This is a genomic window from Anaerococcus sp. AGMB09787 (genome assembly GCF_022808955.1).
In the GTDB taxonomy this organism is placed as follows: domain Bacteria; phylum Bacillota; class Clostridia; order Tissierellales; family Peptoniphilaceae; genus Anaerococcus.
The window spans coordinates 112,671-127,988 of the sequence record NZ_JAKZEY010000001.1 but is presented as its reverse complement, the minus strand read 5'-3'; the positions used below and the strand labels follow the sequence as shown (position 1 = coordinate 127,988).

The window sequence follows — 15,318 nt, the reverse complement described above, 5'->3', positions numbered from 1 at the left end:
TTATACCCACTCGTATCCTTCTTTTTCAATCTTATCCATTAGACTGTCATCACCTGTTTGAAGGATCTTGCCGTCTTTTAGGATATGAACATAGTCAGCCTTAATATTTTGAAGCAATTCCCTATGGTGGGTTATAATAATTACTGATTTCTCTTCATTTTCTAAGAAATCTCTAATTCCATTACTTACAATTCTTACTGCGTCGACATCAAGACCTGAATCAGTTTCATCAAGGAGGGCAAGCTTAGGATCTAGGATCTTCATTTGCAAGATCTCGCTTTTTTTCCTCTCACCACCTGAAAAACCTACGTTTACATATCTTTGAGCATAATCTTCTGAAAGATTAAGATCTTCCATCTCTCTTTGTAATTGCTTATTAAAAGCTAATATTGATGGTTTCTTGCCCTCTACTTGCTCCTTAGAAATCCTCAAGAAATCATTTAACTTAACCCCTGGAATCTCATCAGGACTTTGGAAGGACATAAAGATCCCCCTTCTAGCTCTCTTATCTACACTCTCTTCTGTTATATCTTCATCCTCAAAGTAAATCTTACCTTGGGAAACTTTATATACAGGGTTTGCCATAATAGTATTCATCAAGGTTGACTTTCCGGACCCGTTAGATCCCATGATAACGTGAACTTCACCCTTGTTTACTACTAAATCTATTCCCTTTAAAATCTCCCTATCTCCTACTTTGACATGAAGATCTTCAACTTTTAATAAATTATCCATTTTAACCTCTTTTTGCATAAAAATTTAACAAATTCTAAGTAAAGTATACTCTTTTACTAGGGATTATCAAACCCTCCCTCTTTACAGTGTACCCCTTGAAAAATAAAAAAACGAGCTAAATAAATAGTTCGTTTTATGTAAGTATTCTAAAATATTAAAGACTTATTAACCTTGCTTCCTAGTAATCATATAGTTTATTTTCGATTAGGTCAATGAGTGAATCCACAGCTTCTTTTTCTTCTTCCCCATCTGCTCTAATGTTCAACTCATCTCCCTTAGAAGCACTCATGCTAAGAACTGACATTATAGATTTAGCATTATAAGATCTACCAGCCTTAACAACAGTAATGTCACATGGGAACTTGACAGCTTGTCTGATAAAGATAGAAGCTGGTCTAGCATGTAAACCTATTTCATTAGTTAGTGTTACTTTTTGTTCGTACATAGTACCTCCTTTGCTTAATTTTATAATTATATAGTACTTTTATTTAAGAAAAATGCAAACGTTTTTTGAAAATACTTGAAATTTAGATTTTTAACTATCTTTGATTACCCTTAGGTGAACTTATCCTTTGTAGACTTATTTTATTATTTAAAATCAAATCATTTTAATATTGGATAGGTTGTAAAATTAAATCGAAGAATTAATTAAAAACTTAATGGAGCTTAATACTAGACCTAGAAAACGCCTAAATTATCAAGCTCCATTCGATTTATTTATGCACGAACTTAGTTTGATTTAGGTGTCGCGTTATTATTTGCAATTCATCTTTAGGAAAATTAGACACCGTCCTACTTGACTTTACTAAGTAATATCTCCTTAAGGTCAATGAGCCTATCAAGGTTTCTCTCATAAAAATATTTAAAGGATTGGCAGAGCTTATTTAACCCGTCGTCATCCCTATACCTAAAACACCCTCCCCTACAAAGTATAAGGTAAGGGCAAGTCTTGCACTTGAGGTTTAGATCAAAGGACTTTTTTACAAAGTTATAAGCATTTTTAGAAAAGATTATCTCACTTATCCTTTTATCTCCAACACGACCCAGGGCAAAGTCATCCCTAGCATAGAAATCACAAGGATAAATTATCCCGTCAGCTTCAATAGTTATATTTACCGAACACCTCCCCACCATCTCACAGGCTTCGGGCATCCTCCCCATTAAAATCAATAGTAGGTTTTCAAAAAATCTAATGGATGTAAATTTCCCTTTCTTTATGTCCTCATACCAATTATTAAAAAGCTCATCCAAAAAGACCCCATAGTCATAACCTTCTAGGCTAATCCCCTCATATTTGCCATCAATTGGGTCAATTACAGGGATAAATTGCATGTAGGATATGCCAAGTTTCTTATAAAAATCATATACCTCGCTAGCCCTATGGACCATAGACTTTGTTACAACAGTTAGGATATTAAAGTCAATTGAATTTTTCTTTAAGAGGTCGACTGCCTCAAGAGCCTTATCAAAGGTAGGTTTATTTTCCCTATCAAGTCTTAGGTTATCGTGGATTTCTTCAAGGCCATCTATAGATAGGCCGACTAGGTAGTTGTATTTTTTAAAGAGGCTAAGCCAATTTTCATCTAGAAGAGTCCCATTGGTTTGGATGGCAAAGCTAAGTCTAGTGTGGTTTTTGTTATAGCCTTCAACCAAGTTATGGAAGTTATTAAAAAAATCAAATCCCGCAAGGCTTGGCTCCCCTCCTTGGAAGAGAAAGTTTATGGAGTCATAGTCATCGGTAAAGACGTCTTTGACCAATCTCTCTAGGGTATCATCTTTCATAAGCCCATAGGTAAATTTCTCCCTATGCCTTGCCTGGTCTAGGTAAAAGCAGTACTTGCAAGCGAGGTTACAAGTAGCTGATGCTGGTTTTATCATCAAGTTAAGATTTTTCATTATTTTGACCTTCCTTCCTAAGTTTTCGCTTCTTGGCTAAATTTTCAAAAAAATAAGACCCTATACAAACTTGTATAAAGCCTTAAGTATTTTAGCCTTCCATTTCGGAAAAATCTTTTAATTTTCCTAGGGCCTGGTTTTCTATTTGCCTTATCCTCTCTCTAGATAGGTTGTAGATCTTACCTATCTCCTCTAGGGTCTTTGGTTTTTCGTTATCTAGACCATACCTATAGATTATAATTTGCTTTTCTCTTTCTGTTAGTTGGTCCAAGGCCTTTATAAGGAATTCTTCCATATCCTTCTCTAGGATAATCATATCTACTGGGGTTGACTCGTCACCAACCATATCCATTAGCTCATCTCCTGTAGAGTCTTCACTATCGAGGTTTATGTTTAGGGAAGTTGAGTTGACTTGGTTTCTATTGATAAGGAAGAGGTCGTCTGCTTGCTTTTTGTCTATGCCCTCATTTTCTAGTATCTTGTAAAGCTCTTCATCGCTTGCTTCAGGGTTAGCCTTCAAAATTTGTTTTAGCTTGTTAAGCTTTAAGTACTTGCCTGCAGGAATCCTTATGGTATGTCCTTCTTTGTTGATAGCCTTTCTTATGGCCTTATCTATCCACTTGTAGGCATAGGTTGTAAACTTGTAGCCAAGGGAGAGGTCAAATTTCTCTGCTGCCCTTATCATACCAAGCATGCCTGATTGGACTAGGTCTTCTAAGTCTAGGTCATTGCCATGGGACCTAAAGAAGTAGGACGCCCTACTCCTTACAAGACCTTGGTTTTTTTCTACTAGGGCAGCCAAGGCGTTTTGGTTACCCATTTGGAATTGACTAACTATCTCTTCATTACTTAGGTCAGATAGCTTCATCATGTCTTGGCGTTTGATAGGCTTTATTGAGGCAGGATTTCTCTTAGCAAGCCCACCCTCAAAGTCATCTTCCTCGTCAAATTCTTCTTCGTAGTCTTCTGATATATAATCTATTAATTCGTCTTGTTCTTCTTCGGACAAACCCTCAATTGTAGTTGATATTTCCTCTTCGCTTAGCTCATCAGCATTGAGGTATTCCCTTAATTTTTCTAGAGTTTGTTCATCTTTTAAATTTATTTTATCCATTCTATCACCCATTTTGAATTTATTTACCTATCCTCTTCTTCCAAAGATCTTTTTAGCTCATCTATCTTTTGAGACAGGTCGCTTGATATTGGGAAGGTGGTGAGGTTTTGGCTAAAGTTAACCCTCTTTACCTTTTTTATCTTGTTTCTGAGTCTATCTAGTTCTAGTTTTAATTCATTAGAGCTAACTCTCAAAGCTCCCCTTCCATAAGCCTGGGTCTGGATTGCAGCATCATCTGTTACAACTTTTATATTGTGATGCCTGTCAATCTTTGCTACTTCCCTTTCAATATAGCTATCTGCCGTTTGAAATCTCTTGGTATAGACGATCTTCATCCCATATTTTTCTTCATAAGTTTCTTTTATCCTATCAAGGTTATAGGCATCGAAGACTATGGTTACTTCTTCTCCAGACAAGGATTTGTATTCTGCCATTTCTTCTATAAGGCTATCCCTGGCATGGGAGAGGTTTTCTTTGGATATGTCTCTAAGCTCTTGCCGTTTGTTGATGACATTGTAGCCATCTATAAAGGTAATATTTCTTTTAGTGAAAGCCATTTTGCCTCAAGACCTCATAGATTGCTATCCCTGCAGCAACTGATGCATTTAGACTATTCACCTTGCCTAGTATCGGTATATTAATAAGCATATCACAATTGTCCCTTACAAGTCTAGATATGCCCTTACCTTCATTGCCTACTACTAGACAAACCTTGCCCTTTAGGTCTACATTAGGGAGGCTTTCTTCTGCTTCTCCTGCCAGTCCATAAACCCAAAATCCTTCTTCCTTGAGGTCTTTTATAGTCCTAGTGAGGTTTTTTACCCTGGCTACCTTCATATTGGAAATAGCCCCTGCACTTGTCTTATATACTGTAGGATTTACACTAGCTGACCTCCTATCAGGAATAATCACTCCTTCAAAGCCAAAGCTCTCTGCACTTCTTATTATGGCCCCTAGGTTATGAGGATCCTCTATCTTATCGAGGATAATCAATCTAGTCGCCTTAGCTAGGTCTTTTATGTCTGTGTATTCGAAGGATTTTACTTCTGCCATTAAACCTTGGTGGTTTATATCTATATTATCAAAAAATCTCTTATCTACAAAATCTATTTTTATATTTTTAGCTTGAGCCCTTGCTATTATTTGATCTAGGATTTTTGAATTTTGTTTTAGGATATATATTTTCTCAAAGACGATATCACTATCTAGGGCATCTAGGATTGGCTTTCTTCCATAAATCTTATCCATTACATAAGCTCCCACTTGACCCCATCACGGCTATCTTGGATCCTAACTCCCATAGCGGATAGGTCATCTCTAATCTTATCAGCAAGGTCATAATTTTTAGCCTTCTTGGCAAGATTTCTCTCTTCGATTAGTCTCTCTATCGTTTCTACATCTATATCAGAGTTTTCTTTCTTCTTTGCCACAAGACCTAGGACAGAAAAGAGATCCTTGTAGAGGGCAAAGACTTTTTCAAGAAATTCCCTACTTGATTCCTGATCGGGCTTGGTATTGATGAATTTTGCCATATCAAATAAGACTGTTATACCATCAGCTGTGTTTAGGTCATCATCCATTACTTCTATAAATCTTTCTTTAAAGGCTTCTAGGTCTTTTTCCATAGCCTTTTCTTCATCGCTTTCTGCCTTATCTTCTGCATTTTCTATAAGCTCTTCTAGCTTGAAGTAGGCATTGGTTAGTCTTTGGAGGGAGGCCTTGGCTTGCTCTATTATCTCCCTTGTAAAGTTTATAGGTTGCCTGTAGTTTGTTGTCAAAAGGTAGAACCTAATTATTCCTAGGTCGTATTCTTCTTTGATATCACGAAGGGTAAAGAAGTTACCCAAGGACTTACTCATCTTGGTTCCATCTACTTGGATCATGCCATTGTGCATCCAGTAATTGGCAAAGGTCTTTTCATTAAGTCCTTCTGATTGGGCAATTTCATTTTCGTGGTGGGGAAATTCTAGGTCCTCTCCACCTGCGTGGATGTCTATAGTTTCTCCTAGGATTTTCTTAGACATGGTTGAGCATTCTATATGCCAACCTGGCCTACCCTCTCCCCAAGGAGACTGCCAGCTTACTTCTCCATCAAGCTTGGTCTTCTTCCATAGGGCGAAGTCTACTGGGGACTTTTTCTTGGCTCTATCCTTATCATCAAGTCTATTGCTAGCTCCGCTTATGAGATCCTCTATATTTTTTCCTGAAAGCTTGCCATAGTCATAGGCCTTGGATACATCAAAGTAGACATCTCCATCAGACTCATAGGCTACCCCCTTATCTACTAGGCCCTTAACAAAGGCAATTATATCATCCATAACCTCTGTTGCCCTAGGGTGGATAGTATTGTCTTCATCGATATTTAAGTCCCTAGCATCTTCCATATAGGCTTTGATATACTTATCACTTACTTCCTTGGTTGTAATATTTTCTTCTATTGCCTTATTTATTATCTTATCGTCTACATCAGTAAAGTTGACCACATATTTTACATCATAGCCCCTATAGGTCATATATCTCCTAAAGGTGTCAAATACAACTAGGGGTCTAGCATTACCTATGTGCATATAATCATAAACAGTAGGCCCACAGACATACATCCTGATTTTCCCATCTTCTATAGGGGTAAATTCTTCTTTTCGTCTTGTAAGCGTGTTATGAATTTTCATTAAAAGTTTTCCTTTACGTATTCTAGTCTTTCTTTCATCTTAGCCTTGCCCATGATTTGGAAGGCATTAGATAGTTCAGGACCATGGACAGATCCTGTGAGGGCTGCCCTTACTGGGAACCATAGGTTCTTGCCCTTGATACCTGTTTGCTTTTGAATCTTCTTCATTACGGAAGTAGCAAATTCTTCGTCTACTTCATCTATTGCTTCAAGCTCTCCTATGAAGGCATCAAAGAGTTTCTTGGCATCGTCAGTCTTTATAGCATCAAGTGCTTCTTCATCATAGTCAATATCGCTATCAGCTAGGTAGTAATTTTTAGCAAGCTCTGGAGCATCTGAGAACTTGTCTATGGCTGATTGCCAGGTTGCAGCAAGGAGGTTTAGCTTCTCATCTGGGTAAGACTCATCTATAAGTCCAGACTTTATCATATATGGTTTAATCTCTTGGGCAAGCTCTTCAACTGGAAGCTCCCTTACATAGTGGCCGTTGATCCAGTCAAGCTTTTTCTTGTCAAATACAGCCCCAGTCTTATTAACCCTATCAAAGTCAAATTGCTTAGCTAGCTCTTCTATAGTGAAAATCTCTTCTTCGCTATCAGGTGACCAACCCAAGAGGGATAGGAAATTGATTAGACCTTCTGGCATATAACCTTCTTCTATGAAGTCCTCTACCATTCCATCTCCATTTCTCTTTGAATACTTCTTGTGGTCCTTGTTTAGAACGGTTGGTAGGTGGATATATTCTGGTGCTTCCCAGCCAAAGGCTTGGTAGAGGTAAACGTGCTTTGGTGTTGATGATATCCACTCATCTCCACGTACTACGTGGGTAATACCCATCAAGTGATCATCCACTACTACTGCGAAGTGGTAGGTTGGATAGCCGTCTCTCTTGATAAGGACTTGGTCATCTTGGTCATCAGTATTGAAGGTAATCTTGCCCTTTATCCTATCATTGAAGGTAATGTCTGTATCAGCTGGTAGTTTTAGTCTAACTGTGTGGGCCTCGCCATTATCTACCCTTCTTTGAGCCTCTTCCTTAGGGATAGAACGGCATAGGCCATCATACTTTGGAGTAAGGCCGTCAGCCTTTTGTTGCTCTCTTACCTTGTCTATTCTTTCTTGGCTGCAGAAGCAATAGTAAGCCTTGTCCTCATCTATAAGTTGCTTGATATACTTATCATAGATTCCCTTATCAACCCTTTCTGATTGGATGTAAGGACCAAATTCACCCTTTTGGCTAACTTTTCCATTTTCGTCTAGGACTACTCCCTCATCTATCTCAACTCCAGACCATTTTAATGCCTCAAGGAGGTTCTCTATAGCTCCTTCTACATAACGGGTCCTATCTGTATCTTCAATTCTCAAAATCATATCCCCACCAGTGTGTCTTGCATATAGGTAGTTGAACAAGGCTGTCCTTAGTCCTCCTATATGAAGATAACCAGTTGGTGATGGTGCAAATCTAACTCTAACGTTACTCATTATCTTCTCCTTATATCTTAAAATCTCTTATATACTATGTTTCTATTATATATTATTTTAAAGAATTTTTTAAGTAGTAAATGTAAAAAAGGCTTAATATTAGATTATAATCCTTCTCCCAGACCATAAAATAAAATTCGCCTTCTTTTTATTATACCCAAAATTCCAAAATTTAATTATACTTTACATAAATCCTTTTAAAAGTTAATTTTTTTTATTTAGAAAGTCTTAACTTCTTTTTTTATTTACTCGAACAAAAAAGTCGACCACCTGGGACGACTTTCCTTTGATTACTTACTAAAATTATTTTCTCTTTACTTTTTTGCCTAAATTCTTTGATTGGGAGCAGTTTTTGCAAGCGCCTGCATCTCCCCCATCCTTAATAAAGTTATTGTAAACTATATATGAGCAAAGGGCAAGTATTCCTATTAGTATAATCCATGATTGTATATTCATCTTATCTCCTTTATTCTTCTCGGTAATTTCCCTTCCTAAATATCAAATATCCCATTAGTATTATAGCGACTAGGACAAGGCCTGTAGAAAGCCCAAAGTTTCCTGTTTGGACAAACCTCGCTATATTGTAGAATATAAAGCTTATTACATAGGCAAAGCCCATTTGGTAGCCTATAGTTGCAAGGGTCCACTTCATATCATTCATCTCAGTCTTTATAGCTCCTACTGCTGCAAAGCAAGGCATGCAGAGCATATTAAAGAGCAAGAAGGAATAGCCAGCTACACTATCTCCTATTATTATATTGAAACCTTCTAGAAGGCTCATAGTTCCTGTAGTATCTACACTTGTATTTAGCAAGACCCCTACAGTTGATACTACATTTTCCTTAGCAACAAAGCCCGAAATCGTAGCAACTGCTGCCTGCCAGGAGCTAAAACCTAGTGGGGCAAAGATATAAGAAAGCAAGGACCCTAGGTGGGCAAGCATACTATCTTCTGTCCTATCTCCTACCAAGTCTAGGCTAAAGCTAAAGTTTGACAAGAACCATATTATAATTGTTGACAATAAGATTATAGTTCCTGCCCTCTTTACATAGGCTGACGCCTCGTTGTAGACTTCCCTTACAACAGATTTTAGCCTTGGTATGTGGTATTCTGGTAGCTCCATTACAAAGGGAGCTGGCCTTGAGGCAAAGCTCTTAAACTTCTTTAGGATAAGGCCAGAAAGAATTACTGCCAATATCCCTATCATATAGAAGGAAAAGGTAACCCAGGCCTGGTTTTCTCCAAAAAATATCCCTGCTACCATAGCTATTACAGGAAGCTTTGCAGAGCATGGCATAAAGGTAGAAGTCATTATAGTAATCCTTCTGTCCCTGTCATTTTCTATGGTCCTAGATGCTTGAATCCCTGGGACTCCACATCCTGTAGATATCATTATCGGGATAAAGCTCTTACCAGATAGTCCAAAGCTCCTAAAGATCCTATCCATGACAAAGGCAACCCTTGACATATAGCCTATATCTTCAAGGAGACTTAGGAGTGTAAAGAGGACTACCATCTGAGGCAAAAATCCAAGGACTGCCCCCACACCAGCAATAATTCCATCACTAACAAGGCCCACTATGGCTGGGTGGACATCAATCGCATCAAGGATATTTGCAGCTCCTGGTGCTAGGATGTTTTCAAAGAATCCATTGACTGCATCGGTTGCGTTCGTTCCAAGTGTCGCTATGGATAGGTAGTAGATAACAAACATAACCAGGGCAAAAATCGGAAGGCCCAAGTACTTACTTGTTACTATCCTATCTATCTTGTCGGTCTTAGTCCACTTTATTGGCTTTCGTCTTAGAATATTATCCTCTATACCAGATAGGGTATCATACCTTTCTGTGATTATGATTGATTCAACATCATCGTCATAGCTCTCCCTAAATCTTTGTCTTATCTCTTCTATCTTTGTGAGCTTATCAGGACTTAAAGAAAGATCTGCCATCATATCTTCGTCTTTTTCAAAGCACTTTATAGAATAAAATCTCGCAAAGTCCTCATTCAGATCTTCTGCAAAGAGATTTCTAATTTCTGCAAGCCCCCTCTCCATATCATGTGAAAAAGTTAGAGGATGGGGATATATCTTCTCATTCCTTGCAGCAATGATGGCTTTTTTTAGCTCATCAAGACCACCTTCCCTATTGGCAACTATCTCTACTACCCTAACTCCCAAAAGCTCTGACAGCCTCTTAGTATCGACATAATCGCCATTGGCTTCTAGGATATCCATCATATTTAGGGCAATAATAGTCGGAATCCCAAGCTCCAAGAGTTGGCTTGTAAGGTATAAATTTCTGATAAGGTTAGAGGCATCGACCAAGTTAACAATCAAGTCAGGCTTGTTTTTAATCAAGTACCTCCTACTTACAATCTCCTCCATTGTGTATGGAGAGAGGGAATAAATCCCTGGTAGGTCCTCAATAACTATATCCTTATGACCCTTTAATTTTCCTTCTTTCTTATCGACAGTAACCCCTGGCCAGTTACCCACCTTTTGGTTGGATCCTGTTAGGGAATTAAAAAGCGTAGTTTTGCCTGAATTGGGGTTACCTGCCAGCGCTATTTGGAAGGTCATAGGCTATCTACCAAAATATTTTCGGCATCGGCTTTTCTTATAGTTAGCTCAAAGCCCCTAAGCGATAATTGGATAGGGTCCCCAAGAGGTGCCTTCTTCCTAACTAGAACGGTAGTTCCCCTAGTAACCCCCATTTCCATAATCCTTCTCTTGGTAGCTCCATGGCCCCCGACTTTTTTTATTTTTGCAGATTTTCCAACTGGAATATCTTTTAAAGTCATACTTATCACTCCTTATCTTAAATATATACCTATCAGTAGATATATTACTTGCTAATTCCTTAACATTCTTTTCAAATAAAAATCATTATCAATGGTTATATTAATTTTACCATATCTTCTAGCAAATAAAAAGATTTTCCAGGATAGACTATCCTAGCTCATGATTATCCTTTTATTATCTAAGAGATTTATTCATATCGCTTGCTTATTTATTTTAGCCTACTTGTTAAATATATAGTTAATGTAGTTGTCTTTTACAACTCTAATGATAAAGTATATATATAAATATGTAAGGAGACCTTATGGAATTTATTTGTTTTATTAATATTTTTTATAGGTATGGAAAGAAGATTCTGGAGGATATCTTGGAAGAGAATGATATTTCTATGCAAGAGCTGATTGTTCTTCTGGTTTGTGATGAAGCTCCCGGGATTTTTCAATATAAGCTGATTGATTTTACGGGGATTGATAAGTCTAATCTTTCAAAGCTTATGAAAAGGCTTGAAGAGAGAGATTTGATTTATAGGATTGATAGCGACTCTTCCCTCGGGCAAAAGGAATGCTATATAACAGATAGAAGTTTGGATATGATGCCTTCCCTTAAGGAGGCTATTGATGAATGGCTTAGCATTATAATGGATGGTTTTGATAAGGATGAGATTGAATCTTATAGGGCTATGTCTTGCAAGATTTCAGATAATATTTTCAATAAATTAACTAAGAGGTGGTAGATTTGGATAGGAAAAAAGTTAGTGTAATAGGAGCTGGCATGGGAGGCCTCTCGGCTGCAATCGAGCTAGTCGATAGGGGCTACGATGTAGAAATTTATGAGCAAAATAGTGAGCCTGGTGGCAAGATGGAGAGGATTTATGTAGGTGGGATGCCCCTTGATGTTGGCCCTACCCTTGTTATGATGCCAGAAGTCTATGAAGAGGTCTTTACCAAGGTAGGCAGAGATCCCAAGGACTATATTAAATTTAGGGAAGTAAATCCCATGTATGATGTTTATTTTGCAGAAGACTATAGGTCTTATAGGCTAAATTCTGACCTCATTGACCTAATGAAGATAGCAGAGGGCTTTGGTGATGGAAGTGATGAGGGATTTTTGTCTTACCTCGCCGATATCTACAAAAGATACAAGATCGCCCTCAAGTATTTTATAAGAAGGCCCTTTAGGCACAAAAGAGATATCTACAATCCAAATATGCTTATTCAGGCCCTTAGGCTTAAGACCTTCGATTCTGCCAAAAATATGATGGCCAAATATATTCCATCTAAAGACCTTCAAGAGATGCTAAGTTTTCAGACCCTCTATATAGGAGTATCTCCTTCTAATGGCCCATCCCTTTACAATATCATCCCTATGATAGAACTCTTGTATGGGGTGTGGACCCTAGAAGGTGGGATGCACTCCATGGCAGAGGCTATGGCAAGGCTATTTCTTGAACTAGGTGGCAAGATTCATTATAATTCCAAGGTGGAAAAGATCTTGGCAAGTGATAAGAAAGTCAAGGGGATTAAGATAGGAGATAATATAGTTGAGTCTGATATAGTTATTTCTAATGCCGACTTCCCTTATACTATGAACGAGCTAATTGATGATGATTCCATCAAGGGCAAGTACACCGAGAAGAAGATCGACTCTATGGATTATTCTTGTTCCTGCCTTATCTTCTACTGGGCTGTCGATGGAGTCTATGATGAGCTAGCGGGTCATACCTTTGTAGTTAGTAAGGACCTTGATAAGAACCTAGAACAAATATTTGCAGGAGACCTCTTGGAAGATCCTTCTATCTACCTATCTATCCCTTCAAAACTAGACCCAAATACAGGCAAGGATAATAAGTCATCCTTCTACCTCCTAATTCCTGTCCCAGAGCTTGGAGTAAAGAAATTTGACTATGACCAAAAAACTGTTGATTATTTTAGGGAAAAGGCCCTAGAAAAACTAGTTAACCTACCGGGGCTAGCTGACCTTCGAAATAAAATCATAGAGGAGAAGGTCTACACCCCTTATGACTTTGAGAAGAAATTCTCTGCCTATAGGGGAGCGACCTTTGGCCTCCAACCAACCCTCAGACAAAGTAACCACTGGCGACCTCAAAGTAAGTCCCTTGCTTGCGAGGGCCTCTACTTTACTGGATCATCTACCCATCCTGGGGCAGGAGTTCCTATAGCCCTAGAGGGTGGTAGGATTTGTGCCAAGGAAGTCATAAAGGATTACTACTGATGACAAATAATTTAGATAAATCATTCAAAATATCAGTCGATATCCTAAGGGAAAATTCAAAAAGTTTCTACAAGGCCTTCAAGATGCTAGATGAAGAGAAGTTCCTGGCTGTGGCAGCCTTGTATGGATTTTTTAGGACCATAGACGATATAACAGATGAAAGCACAGAGCTCAATAGGGAAGACTCCCTAAAGAAAATCAACCTCCTAAGAGATGACCTCTTGAAAATCTCAGAGGGAAAAGATCCAAGAAATACCTATCCTTGGTGGGATGCCTACGAGGCTACTATAAAGGCCTACCAAATTGATAGCCAGGCCTTTTTGATGCAGATAGAGGGTCAAAAGATGGACCTTGATTTTAGGGAGCCAGAAAGTATAGATGACCTCATAACCTACTCTTCCCTGGTAGCAGGCTCTGTTGGAAGGGCCATGCTCCCTATAATTATAAAAAACAAAGAAGACTTAGGGAGACCTGACCTCCTCACTGCCTGTGAAAACCTCGGTATCGCCATGCAAATCACCAATATCTTAAGAGATGTGGGCGAAGACCTAAGAGAGAGGGATAGGGTATACCTCCCCAAAAACCTTCTAGCAAAATATGGCCTAGATAAGGAAAATTTAATAGCCTTTAATGAGGGCAAGAGAGATGGAGAAGACTATAAGGCCTTTATTAATTTTTGGGAAGACCTTGCTAGGCTAAGTGAGTCCTACTACGATAGTTTCAATGACTACCTCAAGTATATAGATGAGGACTCAAGACTTCCAGTCTATACGGCATCTCTTATATATAGGGCCATAATGGATGAGATTAGACAAGCCTCCTACGACTGCTTTTCTAAGAGGCAATTTGTATCAAATACCAAGAAAGTCCTCCTAATCAAAAAGGCCAAGGCCTATGTAAAAAATTTATAAGAAATTTATTAAACCGGTAGCTCCAAGGAAAATTTCTCCTGGCTACCGGTTATATTTTTGCCTAGAATTTCATTAGGTCATTAAAAGATTCTATCATTGTTGGGTGGGTAAAGATAGCATTTTCTATATAGGTATAAGGTATATCATTATCCATGGCCATCTTGATATAGTTAATTAGCTCCTCTGCATTTTCTCCATAGAGGCTGGCCCCGAGGATTAATTTGCTTTCCTTGTCGACTACCACTTTAAACAAGCCCCTAGGATCATTATTTATCTTGTGGCGAGGGATTTGATTTACTGGGACCTTATTTTCTACTGGGTCGTAGCCCTTATCCTTGGCCTCCTCGTAAGTAAGGCCTAGCCTTGCCAAGACTGGACTTATATATACGGCATAAGGGATGGCTCCCCTTTTTTCTTCATTGTAAGACTTATCCCCATAAACTTGACTCTTTATAATCCTAAAGTCATCTAGGGACTTGTAGGTAAATTGTAGGCCTCCTATTACATCTCCTGCCGCATAGATATTTTCTACACTAGTCTCTAGGTTCTTATCTACTAGGATTTCCCCATGAGAGCCGACTTCTATGTCAGTATTTTCTAGGCCCAGGCCCTCGGTATTAGGGTGTCTGCCCACAGCGACTAAGACTGCCTCTGCCTCATAGTCCCCCTTGTTTGTTCTTACTATGGCAGACTTATCTTGGTCAACTATCTCTTGAGTTTCTGCTCCTGTTATGATTTCTATACCCTTAGCTTCCATATCCTTTATTATTTCCTTGGCTATCTCTTCATCTTCCTTATCCAAAATCTCTGATCTTGCAAGTAGGGTAACCTTTGAGCCAAAGCCTGCCATAAGTGAAGCAAATTCTAGAGATATATAACCCCCACCTATTATAACTAGGGAGCCAGGTCTTTCTCTAAGTTCCATAAAGGAAGCTGAGTCATAGACCCTAGGGCTAGCTATGCCAGCAATGTTAGGTCTATTAGGAGAAGAGCCTGTATTTATGAGGATGATATCTCCCCCTATTATCTGGCTTTGACCCTCATCATTAGTTACTTCTATTTCCTTATTAGAAATAAACTTGGCGCTTCCATCTATGACATCAATATTTTCTTCATCTGCTAAGTTGTGGTAATTTTTATTGTTAAGGGCCTTGACTACTTCAAATTTTCTAGCAAGGGCCTCCTCATAGCTAAGGCCTTCCCTCTCAGCCTTAACCAAGACCTTGGTAGGTATGCAGGCTAGGTTGATGCAAGTTCCCCCATACATCTTTTTGGATTTTTCTACCAAGGCTACTTTTTTACCAAGACCTGCCGAAAACTTGGCAAAAGTCTTGCCTGCCTTTCCAAAACCGATAACTACAATATCATATTTTTTCATTTTTACCTCCTTAAGTTTTCCTAGGCTTATCTTGATCTGATATAAGGCTAAACCCTAGTAACTTATTAGCTCTAAATTAAAGATTATATTTCCTTCATACCC

15 protein-coding genes are annotated in these 15,318 nt (G+C 38.5%); 3 read left to right on the top strand and 12 right to left on the bottom strand.

The annotated features are described in order from the left end of the window. From sufC to MUN42_RS00570, 11 genes are all read right to left on the bottom strand, one after another. Positions 1-735, bottom strand: coding sequence for a Fe-S cluster assembly ATPase SufC (gene sufC, locus MUN42_RS00620; RefSeq protein ID WP_243342336.1), 735 nt, complete (start codon positions 733-735; stop codon positions 1-3). A gap of 178 nt (positions 736-913) precedes the next feature. Beyond that, entirely contained in the window at positions 914-1,180 is a 267-nt protein-coding gene (locus tag MUN42_RS00615; RefSeq protein ID WP_243342335.1) for an HPr family phosphocarrier protein, read from the bottom strand. Positions 1,181-1,527: 347 nt separating this feature from the next. Then, positions 1,528-2,631 carry an anaerobic sulfatase maturase gene (locus MUN42_RS00610; RefSeq protein WP_243342334.1) on the bottom strand — a complete coding sequence of 368 codons (1,104 nt, stop codon included), beginning with the start codon at positions 2,629-2,631 and terminating at the stop codon, positions 1,528-1,530. Between the two features lie 91 nt (positions 2,632-2,722). After that, a complete protein-coding gene (locus MUN42_RS00605) occupies positions 2,723-3,745 on the bottom strand; it encodes a sigma-70 family RNA polymerase sigma factor (RefSeq protein ID WP_243342333.1) in 1,023 nt (340 codons plus the stop codon). 23 nt (positions 3,746-3,768) lie between these two features. Further along, positions 3,769-4,302: an NYN domain-containing protein gene (locus MUN42_RS00600; RefSeq protein WP_243342332.1), complete on the bottom strand. Its 534-nt coding sequence runs from the start codon at positions 4,300-4,302 to the stop codon at positions 3,769-3,771. Beyond that, a complete protein-coding gene (rlmB, locus tag MUN42_RS00595; RefSeq protein WP_243342331.1) occupies positions 4,289-4,993 on the bottom strand; it encodes a 23S rRNA (guanosine(2251)-2'-O)-methyltransferase RlmB in 705 nt (234 codons plus the stop codon). The genes MUN42_RS00600 and rlmB overlap by 14 nt, the downstream gene beginning before the upstream one ends. Beyond that, complete coding sequence (cysS, locus tag MUN42_RS00590) at positions 4,993-6,414, bottom strand: cysteine--tRNA ligase (RefSeq protein WP_243342330.1); 1,422 nt, start codon at positions 6,412-6,414, stop codon at positions 4,993-4,995. The genes rlmB and cysS overlap by 1 nt, the downstream gene beginning before the upstream one ends. Continuing rightward, a complete protein-coding gene (gene gltX, locus MUN42_RS00585; protein WP_243342329.1) occupies positions 6,414-7,895 on the bottom strand; it encodes a glutamate--tRNA ligase in 1,482 nt (493 codons plus the stop codon). The genes cysS and gltX overlap by 1 nt, the downstream gene beginning before the upstream one ends. Positions 7,896-8,198: 303 nt before the next feature. Further along, complete coding sequence (locus MUN42_RS00580; RefSeq protein WP_243342328.1) at positions 8,199-8,351, bottom strand: hypothetical protein; 153 nt, start codon at positions 8,349-8,351, stop codon at positions 8,199-8,201. 10 nt (positions 8,352-8,361) lie between these two features. After that, positions 8,362-10,476, bottom strand: coding sequence for a ferrous iron transport protein B (gene feoB / locus MUN42_RS00575; RefSeq protein WP_243342327.1), 2,115 nt, complete (start codon positions 10,474-10,476; stop codon positions 8,362-8,364). Then, positions 10,473-10,697, bottom strand: a complete 225-nt coding sequence (locus tag MUN42_RS00570; protein WP_243342326.1) for a ferrous iron transport protein A — start codon at positions 10,695-10,697, stop codon at positions 10,473-10,475. The genes feoB and MUN42_RS00570 overlap by 4 nt, the downstream gene beginning before the upstream one ends. Before the next feature lie 302 nt (positions 10,698-10,999). Here MUN42_RS00570 and MUN42_RS00565 point away from each other — a divergent pair, with 302 nt between their 5' ends. The 3 genes from MUN42_RS00565 to MUN42_RS00555 are packed head-to-tail and all read left to right on the top strand — an operon-like array spanning position 11,000 to position 13,838. Continuing rightward, positions 11,000-11,428, top strand: coding sequence for a MarR family transcriptional regulator (locus MUN42_RS00565; RefSeq protein ID WP_243342325.1), 429 nt, complete (start codon positions 11,000-11,002; stop codon positions 11,426-11,428). A 2-nt stretch (positions 11,429-11,430) separates the two neighbouring features. Further along, positions 11,431-12,927 carry a phytoene desaturase family protein gene (gene crtI, locus MUN42_RS00560; protein ID WP_243342324.1) on the top strand — a complete coding sequence of 499 codons (1,497 nt, stop codon included), beginning with the start codon at positions 11,431-11,433 and terminating at the stop codon, positions 12,925-12,927. Continuing rightward, positions 12,927-13,838, top strand: a complete 912-nt coding sequence (locus MUN42_RS00555; protein ID WP_243342323.1) for a phytoene/squalene synthase family protein — start codon at positions 12,927-12,929, stop codon at positions 13,836-13,838. The genes crtI and MUN42_RS00555 overlap by 1 nt, the downstream gene beginning before the upstream one ends. A gap of 61 nt (positions 13,839-13,899) precedes the next feature. Here MUN42_RS00555 and merA read toward each other — a convergent pair whose 3' ends face one another. Continuing rightward, positions 13,900-15,216, bottom strand: coding sequence for a hypothiocyanous acid reductase MerA (merA, locus tag MUN42_RS00550; RefSeq protein WP_243342322.1), 1,317 nt, complete (start codon positions 15,214-15,216; stop codon positions 13,900-13,902). Positions 15,217-15,318: the final 102 nt, after the last annotated feature.

Excerpts from the sequence above, each read along its gene's own strand:
- sufC (WP_243342336.1), bottom strand. The coding sequence starts at position 735 with ATGGATAATTTATTAAAAGTTGAAGATCTTCATGTCAAAGTAGGAGAT.
- MUN42_RS00615 (WP_243342335.1), bottom strand. The coding sequence starts at position 1,180 with ATGTACGAACAAAAAGTAACACTAACTAATGAAATAGGTTTACATGCT.
- MUN42_RS00610 (WP_243342334.1), bottom strand. The coding sequence starts at position 2,631 with ATGAAAAATCTTAACTTGATGATAAAACCAGCATCAGCTACTTGTAAC.
- MUN42_RS00605 (WP_243342333.1), bottom strand. The coding sequence starts at position 3,745 with ATGGATAAAATAAATTTAAAAGATGAACAAACTCTAGAAAAATTAAGG.
- MUN42_RS00600 (WP_243342332.1), bottom strand. The coding sequence starts at position 4,302 with ATGGCTTTCACTAAAAGAAATATTACCTTTATAGATGGCTACAATGTC.
- rlmB (WP_243342331.1), bottom strand. The coding sequence starts at position 4,993 with ATGGATAAGATTTATGGAAGAAAGCCAATCCTAGATGCCCTAGATAGT.
- cysS (WP_243342330.1), bottom strand. The coding sequence starts at position 6,414 with ATGAAAATTCATAACACGCTTACAAGACGAAAAGAAGAATTTACCCCT.
- gltX (WP_243342329.1), bottom strand. The coding sequence starts at position 7,895 with ATGAGTAACGTTAGAGTTAGATTTGCACCATCACCAACTGGTTATCTT.
- MUN42_RS00580 (WP_243342328.1), bottom strand. The coding sequence starts at position 8,351 with ATGAATATACAATCATGGATTATACTAATAGGAATACTTGCCCTTTGC.
- feoB (WP_243342327.1), bottom strand. The coding sequence starts at position 10,476 with ATGACCTTCCAAATAGCGCTGGCAGGTAACCCCAATTCAGGCAAAACT.
- MUN42_RS00570 (WP_243342326.1), bottom strand. The coding sequence starts at position 10,697 with ATGACTTTAAAAGATATTCCAGTTGGAAAATCTGCAAAAATAAAAAAA.
- MUN42_RS00565 (WP_243342325.1), top strand. The coding sequence starts at position 11,000 with ATGGAATTTATTTGTTTTATTAATATTTTTTATAGGTATGGAAAGAAG.
- MUN42_RS00555 (WP_243342323.1), top strand. The coding sequence starts at position 12,927 with ATGACAAATAATTTAGATAAATCATTCAAAATATCAGTCGATATCCTA.
- merA (WP_243342322.1), bottom strand. The coding sequence starts at position 15,216 with ATGAAAAAATATGATATTGTAGTTATCGGTTTTGGAAAGGCAGGCAAG.